Source organism: Peribacillus sp. RS7 (assembly GCF_041956845.1).
Classification (GTDB): domain Bacteria; phylum Bacillota; class Bacilli; order Bacillales; family DSM-1321; genus Peribacillus.
The window spans coordinates 4,967,443-4,979,195 of the sequence record NZ_CP168135.1; the positions used below are offsets into that span (position 1 = coordinate 4,967,443).

Sequence of the window (11,753 nt, forward strand, 5' to 3'; positions counted from 1 at the left end):
ACCTCCTCTATTAAATTACTTCAGCTTTTTTTATTACAGTCGGCTGTTTTAAACCAATTACGGATTTTTCACTAGTAATTTTCACTTCTTTATCGGTAATGATATTTTCTACGATAGCGCCTTCTTCGATCACGCCTTTTTGCATGATGATGCTATTTTTTATAATCGCGCCCTTTTTAACCTTTACCCCACGGAAGAGAATACTGTTTTCGACAGTCCCTTCAATAACACAACCGTTGGCTATCAATGAATTGGTAACCTTTGAAGAACGTGAATATTTGGTCGGTGCCTCATGCTTGATTTTTGTATAAACATCCCAAGTATCTCCGAAGAAAGAACGGATGACCGAAGGGTTCAGGAAATTCATATTACTGGAATGGAAACTTTCAATGGAATGGATGAACGGCATATCTCCAGTAAAATTGTAGCCTTTGACGGTAAAACGATGAAGATTGGCTTTCACAGCATCTTTCAAAAAGTCATATTCTCCACTGGCAACACAGCTTTTGATCAAGTTCACCAATAGGGTTTTACTTATGATGAAGGTTTCTAGACAAACATGGTCACCAGGTCTAGGGATTGTGTAGAAGCTAATGTCAGTGATGTCTTCATCCGAATCTACTGAGCAGGTGTGATAGATTGGTTTTTCAATCAATTCCCCTTCATAATCCTTATATACGACCGTGATATCCGCTTTATGTTTTTTATGATAATCAAGCACTTCATTAAAATCCAATTTGCATACATGGCTTCCAGGAGAAATGATGACAGTATCTGCCTCTGCACGTTCGAAAAAGCTGAGGTGATCGTAGAATTGCTTCATATCGCCTGTTACCGTTTCATCCGGATGGATAGGGGGCAAGATGTATAATCCCCCTGAACGCCGATCCAAGTTCCATTCTTTACCTGATCCAAGATGATCCATAACCGAGAGATATTTTTCCTTTGGAAAAACGGCCACTTTCGATACATCCGCATTTATGAAGTTAGACATCGTAAAGTCAATCAAACGGTAGCGTCCACCAAATGGCACCGATGCTACATTACGGTGAGCAGTCAGATCTTTTAAATGTTGTTTTTCATTGATTAAGTTAATAATACCCAACACGTTTTCCATAGCATCTTCCCCTTTTTCCTAGTTCAGAGTGATCTTTTTTTTGTTTGGATTGATAATGGTCTGATTTTCGCCAATTAATGTAATATCGGATGTAACCGCTGAATTGCCAACTACGGCACCATCTTCTATTACGCAATTGCTGGCTATGATGCTTCTTTCTATATGAACGTTTTCACCAATAGTGACATTAGGCATGATGACTGAATCTTTTATGGTTGACCCATAGCCCACCTGAACATTATAGGATAAAACAGAATGTTCAATGTTCCCATGTATCAAGCACCCTTCATTGATAAGCGACTGACTGACCTCGGCATCTGACGATATATATTGCGGAGGGTGATTCGCATTGCGGGCAAAGATTTTCCATTGTTGATCATCCAACTGGAAATTTGGCGTTTCCTCCAATAAATCCATATGGGCCTGCCAAAGGCTTTCCACCGTTCCAACATCTTTCCAATAATCATTAAAACGATAGGCATATAGCTTTTTTCGGTCTTCAAGCATCTTTGGAATGATGTTGCTACCGAAATCATTAGAAGAATTTGCATCTTTTTCATCGTTTATTAAATACCGTCTTAGGGTCTTCCAGTTGAAAAGGTAAACGCCCATGGAAGCAAGATTACTCTTTGGATACTTTGGTTTTTCGTCGAATTGGGTGACTTTATCATCATCATTGGTATTCATGATTCCAAAACGGCTTGCTTCCTGCCATGGCACTTGAATGACGGCGATGGTTGCCTCTGCATTTTTTTTGACATGATAATCCAGCATCTTACTGTAATCCATCTTATAGATATGGTCACCTGAGAGAATCAGTACATGTTCCGGATCATAGTTATCAATGTATTGGATATTTTGATAAACAGCGTTTGCCGTCCCTTTATACCACTCACCGCCTTCTTTCCCTTGATAAGGGGGAAGAACGGATACTCCGCCAACATCCAGATCGAGATCCCAAGCTTTGCCATTACCAACATAATCATTTAGAATCAATGGCTGGTATTGGGTCAGTACCCCAACCGTATCAATACCAGAATGAGTGCAGTTACTTAATGGAAAATCGATGATTCTATATTTACCGCCAAAGGGAACAGCTGGTTTTGCCAAACCGATTGTCAATTCACCTAACCTTGAACCCTGGCCTCCTGCTAATAACATTGCTATCCATTTTTTCGCTCCCATTATTCGTTCACTCTCCCCCGTCTTTTTTTTGTTTGCTTCATATAAATTGAAATGCCTAATGGAGGTACAGTTATTTCCATGCTGAATGGTTGATTATGGTATGGTTCTTTTTTGACATTAATGGGTTCTTCATTGATCTGGCCAGATCCTCCAAAAGCTGTCGAATCACTGTTGAAGACCTCTATATATTTCCCATGGGATGGTACACCTATTTGATAATGAGCATGGGTCTGCGCAGAAAAATTACATACAACAATGCAATAATCGCCTTTACGTTTCCCTTTTCTCATAAAGGTAATGATACTCTGGGTACTATTGTTTGGATCTATCCATTCAAATCCCTCCTGGACATGATCTAGTCTCCATAGAGAGGAAGTTTCCCTGTAAAATTCCTGAAGGGTACGGAAGTAATATGCCAGCTTTTCGTGAGATTCATATTCCAAAAGCAGCCAATCCAATTGTTCTTCATCTTTCCATTCTATGAATTGGCCAAATTCACTGCCCATAAATAGAAGCTTCTTACCAGGATGCGCCATGAAATATCCAAGGAGTAAACGCAAATTTGCGAATTTCTGCCAATAGTCACCTGGCATCTTGTTCAATAAAGACTTCTTGCCATGAACTACTTCATCATGTGAAAAGGGCAAGACGAAATTTTCTGAAAAAGCATAGAAAAATGAAAATGTTAAGAGGCTATGGTGATTTGGCCTTTCTCCCGTTTCAAGTTTCATATAACGAAGGATATCATTCGTCCATCCCATATTCCATTTGTAGTTAAAACCCAGGCCGCCTATATCGGTAGGAGAAGTTATAAGTGGCCGGTCTGTTGCTTCTTCAGCCATCATTAATGCATTGGGATATTTCTTGAAAACCACTTCATTAAGTTTTTGCAAAAATTGTATGGCTTCTAGATTCTCCTCGCCGCCAAACTGGTTTTTTAGCTTGACCGGCAAGGGATTATCATGATTTAAATAAACCATTGACGATACCGCATCGACACGGACTCCATCAATATGGTAAACATCCATCCAAAACATTACATTTGATATGAGGAAACTGATTACTTCCGGTTTGGTAAAATCAAAATTGTACGTACCCCATAACGGTCGCTCTGCCCTAGCATGATCAATTGGTTCATAGAGAGGCGTACCGTCAAAACGGGAAAGCCCATGAGCGTCTTTACAAAAATGGGCGGGAACCCAGTCAAGGATTACCCCAATGCCCTTTTGGTGACAAAGGTTAATTAAATACTTAAAATCTTCCGGTGATCCGTAACGACTAGTTACTGAATAATAGCCCGTAACCTGGTATCCCCATGATTTATCATATGGGTGTTCCATTATGGCCATGATTTCAATATGTGTAAAACTATTATCAATCACATAATCAACTAATCTATCAGCCAATTCACGGTAAGAATAAAATTTGCCATTTTCTGTCTGTTTCCATGTTCCGGGGTGCACTTCATAAATGGACATGGGTTTATGATAAATATTTTCCTTTTTCCTATCGGCTATCCACTTCGAATCTTGCCATTCAAAATTATCAAGCCTTTTAATGACCGAGGCTGTTTTTGGTCTGACTTCCGAATAGAAGGCATATGGATCGGCTTTTAGGATACGTTTATTTCCAGGTGTATGTATTTCGTATTTATATATTTCCCCTTCTTGTAGCCCTGGTACGAACAACACCCAGATACCTGAACGCTCGATCCGCTTCATCACATGATCATTACCGTCCCAATTATTAAAATTACCGACTACTGAAACTTGCTTGGCATGGGGGGCCCAAACGGCGAAACGTACTCCTTCATTACCTAATGATGTTACAATGTGTGCCCCAAGCATTTTATAACTTTCATAAAGGGTGCCTTCATGAAACAAATATAAATCGAAATCGCTTGGATAATTCTCTTGTAGCTGGTCCATAATTGTACTCAATAAAACCCCTCCATCAGTATTAACTCGATAGTATTTTACCTATCCTTCCCCAGTTATTATATATATTCGGTGAAAATGACATTAATCCTTCAAATGGAGGTGAAGTTATTGTAATAAATGCCCGTTTTTTTGCAAATTAAAACATTTTTTTTGAAAAAATAACCATTTAATGTAAAAATATTATTATACCACTAAAAGCCCCCTCCATTTTATGGAAAGAGCTTTATGGTTTCTTGTATGAATGCTTCATGTTGCTTGTTCAGTTCGAACCATGTCAGTTTTCGTTAAGAATAAATAGGATAAAGAGACGGACCATGCCAGTGGAGTATTCCTATTTGGAATATCACTGCCTCCTATATATAGCTCAGGTACTTCCCAATTTTCCGGAATGATCATTTTCGTTTTATTTATATATTCCATTACTTTGTTCATCATGCCAAGTTCAAGATAGCATAGACCCAACCACGGAAGCCCGAAACACCATTCCGCTTCTTGACCGTCATTATAATAAAGGTCCCTTTCATATCGTATACAGCCTTTTGTTCGTTCAAGGCGCTCTGTGACATTTTTCAATATTTTAAGGGCTATTTCACGATCTACCAGTCGATAAGGATAAATTAAGGATAAAAGGGCTAAATCCGTCTCTTTTGTATAACTTTCCCTTGGAAGCAGGAAACGGAGGGTTTCTTCTCCCTTTTTAATCAGTTCCTCCTTAACGTTGACCAGCATCTTGACTGAATTCAAACCAGCAATACATGCACCGATGCTTGAAGCGTGAATTTCGATATTTTCTTCCCACATCCCGTTATCTTCCGACTGCCAATATTGCAGGCATTCCAAGTAATTGACCAACTTTTGAACGATTTGTAAATCACGTTGATTTCTTATCACCTTTTTCCCATGCCTGAATCCTTCACCGACACCCCATAAGAAGGAACCGATTGCATCATTTTGGGCATGCCCCCACTCATCGGGAAGTTCCTTAAGCTCAGTGGAATACCTTGCATGGATATGTTCAAAAAGAAACTGTGGTTTCTGTTCTGTATGAATATCTATCTTCCACTCATAGGATTGAAGTAAGTCGAATAAAGCATGATATGCTTTCTCGTAACGATTGGATGGATCATTTATAAAAGGCAATACTGTATAAACGACATCCCTTATCCAGACATAATTATAATCATCGGAAACGCTTGCAGTATATGCGCCATTTGGAAGCCGCATGCGATCAAGAACCTCTAGGGCACCATTTACATTCATCAATGAACACCTCCATAGTTATTTGCTTATTCCCATTGTTGACAGACTCCCATTTTCTAAACCTTGGTTCATACATTTTCTATTAGAAGCGCTTTCATTCCAGTTAACCAAAACGACATTTCAGAAGTTCATTCACCCTAGTTTATGTAATCACTGCCGGTTTTGATAATCAAGCTTTCAATGTTCATTAAAAAGCGTTATTTGCCTAACGGAAATGAACGAATTCAATAAGTTGCTGGTTATTCTTGTGAAATAAAAAACCAGTAATGGCAATCCATTACTGGTTATATCGGCCTATCACATAAAAGTTTAGTATTCATTAAAAGAAAAATCGTAATATCATCAAGGAAAGCACTCCAATCATTACCGTTCCCAATAGACTCCTCGTAAAAATGGCAACCAGGAAAGCTGGTAAAGCTGCGGCCAAATTCAATGCATTATCCCTAATTGAAAAGACCTGTTCCGATAACAGAAGTTCTTGAGCCAATAATGCCGCCATTACGGCCACTGGCACATGCTTTAACCAGTCGATGCCCCACTCAGGAATCTGCATTTTACTAAGCAGCATCAAGGGTACGACTCTAGGTATGAAAGTTACAATCGAAGTCCCTAAGATTACTATAAGGATATATCCGCTTATTTCCATCTGCCAATCACCATCCCTATTGTTGAAGCTACAATCGTTGCAACTATTACTCCAGTACTGCCAGGAAATAAGAAACTTACTGCAACAACGATTAATATGCTGCTAAAAGCGACTGCAAGATCTATAAAAAAGTCCTTTTTACTTACTATTTGCAAAACTAAAAGGCCGATGAACATCGCTGGCAGAGCGAAGTCCATCCCATATTTTTCGGGATTTGGAATCCATTGTCCAAAGAAACCGCCGGCCATATTTGCAATGAACCAATTAAAATAGGCTGCAAGATTCAGACCAAGCATCCATTTAAAATCGAGTTGTTTCTTTTTCTGTGCTGTTGTGACGGCCACTCCAAACGTTTCATCAGTTAACAAGGCCCCGGTTATCAGGTTTTGTTTAAAACTTTGATGTCTGAAATATGGAGCCAATGCCGCACTAAGTAATAAATGGCGACTGTTAACAAAAAAAATCGTAAAAATAATGGCCGATACTGGATGACTTGCAGCTATCATCCCTGCCGCTATGAATTGTCCAGACCCAGCATAGAGTAAAAGCGACATTAGTGCCACTTCCATCATACTTAATCCTGACGTTTTTTCGACGACCCCTGCAGCAAAACCGATACTTAGGTACCCTAATAATGTAGGAATACAATCCTTTACTCCTTGCCAAAAGCCTTCCCCATCAATGACTTCGGAAATGCCATCGCTTTTCCATTCAGCATGATCCTGACTCATATGAATTCCACCCTTGTTTAAATAAGTTCCTTCAATTAGATTCCAGCTTACCGAGCAGAATTGGTAACTCACTATATATTTCAATGATCTCTTCTATCCGCATTCTCACTAAACCGCTGGAAGAAGGGGCAACGAATTCCATGGTCCGATTCGATGAAGGATCTTCCTGAAGACCCCAAGAGACCTTTCGAATTTGACGATATTCCTGATAGACACCCTTGCCTACAAAACAGACAAGTTTAGGTTTATACTTTTCAATTTTCCTTTTTAATTGCTTCCTTCCCCTTATGTACTCGTCTTTTGTGATTTCGTCAGCACCTTTTGTAGGCCTGGAAACGATATTGGTGAAACCATAACCTAAATCCAGCAATGACGAGTCTTCAGTTGGGTGATATTTCCTTGGTGTCAGCCCGGACTCGTATAGGATTTTCCAAAAACGATTGTTTGGATTCGCATAATGATGGCCAGTCTCTCCTGACCGAATGCTTGGATTGAAACCGACGAACAATATATCCAGATTTTCCTTTAAATGATCAGAGATGCCTTCCATTTTAAAACTCCTTTTCAAATCTCTTATATAATTATTGAACAAAAAACAAAAAATATTTAACTACCTTTTCCGCCATTTTCACAAACTTATGTCCAAAAACTTAAAAACGCTTTAATTAGAATGAAGGATGATAGTTCCATAATATAGTGATAACCTGACAAATGGAAGATTGAAGAACTATTGCTCCGCTTGAATTTAGTATTCTTTTTTCCATAGAATGATAAATGCTTTAAAACAAGAAAAAACTACACTCATTTCTCTTTCTCGAATGAGTGTAGTTCAGGAATGAAATGACCATTAACCCAGCTTCCTTCATTCATTTCCTGAATAATGGAATGACTGATTAATCTAAAATACCCTAGCTTAGCAAACCAGTCGGGAAAGGACTGGATACGTGGTTTTTACCCGAGTTCAAAAGAAACAGCCACCTTATAGAAGACTGCTTATTCATATACCTTATTGTGCGCGATCCACTCGATCATAATTTTTTGATTAAGCGGGGTATTGATATCCAGATTAATTCAAAACTCTCAGTATGAATGAAGATAAGGATGGCCTTCTTTAAGATAGGGGGGTTTGATCCTTTGTCAGGAGAATAAAACTATATAGTTATTGGAGGCACAAGTCTCTCGATTTTAAAAAGGGTATACTTAATGGATATAGTAATTAACAAAGCTATGGATCCAGAAATTAAATGAGTCTATTAAATAGAATCAGGAACCATTAAAATTAAACGCAACCTGTGTTAACTTTAAGGCGAATCGCATCAATCAAATGACTTTTCTCGTAGGTATTTATGTACCTACGAGTTTTCATGTTAGGTATCAGACTATCTTTTTATTAAATCCGCTTCTTTCTAACCGGTTTTAGGAAACATTCTGCCGTTGTTCGATATGATCATGTTTTCTTGCTGTGGACATCTTATTGATGGTAAGAAGAATTCCTGAAAGCCAAATTACCACGATAGCTGTATAGATATATATATGGGCTTCAATCGGAATCCATGTAGCTAATAGGGTTCGTACATTGATTAAGATAATAAAACCCCCTACTAAAACACCCATTAATTGAGCAGGAAGCATCCTGACGAGCCAGGCTGCAATTGGTGCGGCAACCACTCCACCAATTATCAACGCCACCACCCAAAGCCAATTGACAGCTTCCCATCCAAGCGAGAGGATAAAACCAAGACTTCCGAAGAAAGCAATGGCAAATTCACTCGTATCTACAGTCCCTACGGCTTTTCTAGCAGTCATTCCTTTTTTTGACAATAAAACGGGCGTTGCAATCGGGCCCCAACCGCCTCCACCTGTTGCATCACAAAAGCCTGCAAAAAGGCCTAACGGAATGGATTGTTTTGCGGTTAATGGCTTAACGGTTTCAATTTCTTTTGACGGTTTGAAAATAAATAAAAAGCGGAATAAAACGTAAACACCAAGGCCAAATAAAAATATGGCAATGTATGGTTTAGCTAATTCGGCAGGCAGGTTGCTCAGGAAACATGCCCCTACAAATGCTCCAACCGAACCTGGGATGATCAAGCGATAGACCATATTTTTATCTACGTTCCCAAACTTTATATGTGAAGCTCCGGACACCGCTGTGGTCACTACTTCCGATAAATGAACGGATGCTGATGCTACTGCAGGGGCAATCCCGAATGTCAATAATAAGGAAGTTGAACTCACCCCATACCCCATGCCAAGCGAACCATCGATTAATTGGGCTAAAAACCCGATAAAGGCTAAAACGATTAACTTTTTCATGACCTTCCCCTTTCACTAAAATAGAACCTTGATAACATCAATCCGACGGTACAGTTCGCCTGTATAAATAGATCATTCAGGTTTCCATTAAGACACAAAGAGGCACCTAACCAATGGAATGACATGTTGGTTAGGTGCCTTCAGTTTTTCTGATCAGCCCAATGATATATTTTCTTCAGCTTCTACTGGCAAAAGCCTAGCTAAAAAACGAAATCTTTCTTTCAGGGAATATTTATAAATATCCTCTATTGAATCTTTCAATAACTTAGCTTTTTCCTCTTTTGAGAATGAACCATTTTTAATAATCATCCTTGCTTCAAAAAGGAATTCAAGATATTCTTCATATGATTCATCATATACTTCCCTTAAGTCATTGCGAATTTTTTTTGCGAGCGTTGGACTTGCTCCATTGGTGGAAACACTTATGGATAGCATGCCTCTATTCAATGTGGCTGGTATATGAAAATTACCCAGCTCATGATTACTAATTACGTTTACCAACTGACTTTGGGATGCATTCTCATACACTCGTTCATTAACTTCAGTGGAATTGGTTGCAACAATGATTAAAAACGCATCTTTATAATCAGTTTCTTCCACTTCTTTAAGTAAAACTTTAATCTTACCTTCCTTCTCCAACAGTTGAAAACCCGTGCATATCTCGGGGCTTACGACGGTCACTTCAGCACCAGCTTTCAATAAAGGGCCCGCTTTAAAGTAACCTATTTTACCACCGCCGATGATGACACACTTTCTGTTCTCGATATTAAGCGTAATTGGATACATAAGCTCCCTCCCCACTCACTTCATGAATTCGTTCCGATATTGCTTGTTCAATCTTTGGATGATAACCTAGATACCGGCAAAGTATGAATTTCTGCCTTCCAGTTTTTTGAATCTTTTTTAAACTATTTTCGATGGACTGCATTAAGAGACCGGTAAACAATAGGTAAGGAATGATAAATACTTGGTTTGATGGATATTCCTCTGCATATTCCAATGCTTCTCCAAAGCTTGGTGTGGCAGCTGTCAAATAGCACTCTTGCACACGGATTTTTGGAAACCTGTTCCTTAGCAAATCGGCCAATCGAGCTAAATCCCTTTTAACGTCGGGATCACTACTGCCCCTCCCAACCAATAAAACCAATGAATCCTCTGTAACCCTTACACTTGTTTCCTCCAACCGTTCCACTAAAATGTCAACCATTTTATCACTGACACCAATCGGCCTACCGTATTTCAAGTCTACGGCAGGGTACCGTTTTTTCATTTTGTTCAATATGACTGGAATATCATGTTTTGCATGTACGGCTGTTAGCAATAGAACAGGAATGGCGATTATTCTCGTCGCACCTTTTTGTACACACCGTTCGTAGGCGTCTTCTATCGTAGGAGTTTCCAACTCTAAGAAGCAATACTCCTGAATGGTATTGGGTTGTGCCGCCATACAAACTTTAATAAAATCAATGGCTTGGGCTGAGGCTTCTTTAACGCGGCTACCATGGCATATGTATAAAATGGCTTCCATTTAAAAGGCCTCATTTGCCAACAAATTTTCAGTTTGTTTTGCTTCAAACCATTTAATTTTCTCTCGCAAATTAACGACATCGCCCACGACTATCATGCAAGGGTTCGAAATCTGTTCGTTATTGGCGGTTTCCACTATATTAGCCAATGTACTGACAGCTGTCCTTTGCGTTTTTAATGTCCCCCAATGAATGAGGGCTACCGGAGTCTCGGGACTTTTTCCATGCTCCATAAGTTTCCCTTGAATATATGGCAAGTTTTTAACACCCATGTAAATAGCTAATGTATCGATGCCTTTTGCAAGTGATTCCCACTTGATATTATCTTCTTCATCCTTTTTCCGATGCCCGGTAACAATCGCAAAAGATGAAGCGTGGTCCCTATGTGTAACTGGAATTCCTGCATAAGCCGTAGCGGCAATACCAGCCGTAATTCCTGGTACAATTTCAAAGCTCACGCCACTTTTGGCAAGGGCTTCCGCTTCCTCCCCACCTCTTCCAAAGACGAATGGATCGCCGCCTTTCAAACGGGTGACGACTTTTCCCTTTTTTGCATATTTGACAAGGAATTTATTGATGGTTTCCTGCTGCAACAAATGATAATCCGGAAGTTTACCGCAATTAATCAACTCTACACCGTCTTTTGCATGATTCAATAGTTCTTTATTGACAAGTCGATCATATAAAATGACATCAGCTTCTTGAATGCATTTTAATCCTTTTAATGTAATTAAATCTGGATCTCCGGGACCGGCTCCTACTAGATATACTTTCCCCATTTTTGCAACCTGCCTTCCCTTAGAGAATTGTTTCGAATTTCGATAAAACGAAACCTGCTCCATTTTTAATTTTCCTTTTTTCGTATAATGAGATGTCATCCACTTCAGGCATTTTCAAATAATGCTTTTCCAGCTCGATATCAACAAGCTCAAATGCTTTTTCATCTGAATCGGCAACAATGATGACATGGATCGGTTCTTCCTTGATAGTGACTTCAAAACGGTATAGATTCATGGATTGCTTACCTTCCCC

12 protein-coding genes are annotated in these 11,753 nt (G+C 39.2%); all 12 read right to left on the reverse strand.

Going from position 1 to position 11,753, the window contains the following annotated elements; translation table 11 throughout:
- Nucleotides 1-10: 10 nt before the first annotated feature.
- The 12 genes from glgD to ACDZ29_RS24710 all read right to left on the reverse strand — a co-directional run bounded on the left by glgD (nucleotide 11) and on the right by ACDZ29_RS24710 (nucleotide 11,735).
- On the reverse strand, nucleotides 11-1,117 hold the full coding sequence (gene glgD / locus ACDZ29_RS24655) for a glucose-1-phosphate adenylyltransferase subunit GlgD (protein WP_289325194.1): 1,107 nt from the start codon (nucleotides 1,115-1,117) through the stop codon (nucleotides 11-13).
- 18 nt (nucleotides 1,118-1,135) lie between these two features.
- Entirely contained in the window at nucleotides 1,136-2,302 is a 1,167-nt protein-coding gene (locus tag ACDZ29_RS24660; RefSeq protein ID WP_289325195.1) for a glucose-1-phosphate adenylyltransferase, read from the reverse strand.
- Nucleotides 2,302-4,230, reverse strand: a complete 1,929-nt coding sequence (gene glgB / locus ACDZ29_RS24665; protein ID WP_289327321.1) for a 1,4-alpha-glucan branching protein GlgB — start codon at nucleotides 4,228-4,230, stop codon at nucleotides 2,302-2,304. Before glgB ends, ACDZ29_RS24660 begins: the two co-directional genes overlap by 1 nt.
- 258 nt (nucleotides 4,231-4,488) lie before the next feature.
- Nucleotides 4,489-5,502, reverse strand: a complete 1,014-nt coding sequence (locus ACDZ29_RS24670) for a glycoside hydrolase family 15 protein (RefSeq protein ID WP_289325196.1) — start codon at nucleotides 5,500-5,502, stop codon at nucleotides 4,489-4,491.
- A 319-nt stretch (nucleotides 5,503-5,821) separates the two neighbouring features.
- A complete protein-coding gene (locus ACDZ29_RS24675) occupies nucleotides 5,822-6,148 on the reverse strand; it encodes an AzlD domain-containing protein (RefSeq protein WP_289316286.1) in 327 nt (108 codons plus the stop codon).
- Nucleotides 6,139-6,885 (reverse strand): AzlC family ABC transporter permease, encoded by a 747-nt coding sequence (locus ACDZ29_RS24680; protein WP_375091216.1) that lies wholly within the window; start codon nucleotides 6,883-6,885, stop codon nucleotides 6,139-6,141. The genes ACDZ29_RS24675 and ACDZ29_RS24680 overlap by 10 nt, the downstream gene beginning before the upstream one ends.
- A 25-nt stretch (nucleotides 6,886-6,910) precedes the next feature.
- On the reverse strand, nucleotides 6,911-7,429 hold the full coding sequence (locus ACDZ29_RS24685) for a mismatch-specific DNA-glycosylase (protein ID WP_289325198.1): 519 nt from the start codon (nucleotides 7,427-7,429) through the stop codon (nucleotides 6,911-6,913).
- Nucleotides 7,430-8,295: 866 nt separating this feature from the next.
- Complete coding sequence (locus ACDZ29_RS24690; RefSeq protein ID WP_375088993.1) at nucleotides 8,296-9,195, reverse strand: sulfite exporter TauE/SafE family protein; 900 nt, start codon at nucleotides 9,193-9,195, stop codon at nucleotides 8,296-8,298.
- Between the two features lie 153 nt (nucleotides 9,196-9,348).
- Nucleotides 9,349-9,981 carry an NAD(P)-binding protein gene (locus tag ACDZ29_RS24695; protein WP_289325200.1) on the reverse strand — a complete coding sequence of 211 codons (633 nt, stop codon included), beginning with the start codon at nucleotides 9,979-9,981 and terminating at the stop codon, nucleotides 9,349-9,351.
- Nucleotides 9,962-10,723, reverse strand: coding sequence for a sirohydrochlorin chelatase (locus ACDZ29_RS24700; RefSeq protein WP_375088994.1), 762 nt, complete (start codon nucleotides 10,721-10,723; stop codon nucleotides 9,962-9,964). Before ACDZ29_RS24700 ends, ACDZ29_RS24695 begins: the two co-directional genes overlap by 20 nt.
- Nucleotides 10,724-11,500 (reverse strand): uroporphyrinogen-III C-methyltransferase, encoded by a 777-nt coding sequence (gene cobA / locus ACDZ29_RS24705; RefSeq protein ID WP_289325202.1) that lies wholly within the window; start codon nucleotides 11,498-11,500, stop codon nucleotides 10,724-10,726.
- Between the two features lie 19 nt (nucleotides 11,501-11,519).
- On the reverse strand, nucleotides 11,520-11,735 hold the full coding sequence (locus ACDZ29_RS24710; protein WP_289325203.1) for a DUF3906 family protein: 216 nt from the start codon (nucleotides 11,733-11,735) through the stop codon (nucleotides 11,520-11,522).
- Nucleotides 11,736-11,753 lie beyond the last annotated feature (18 nt).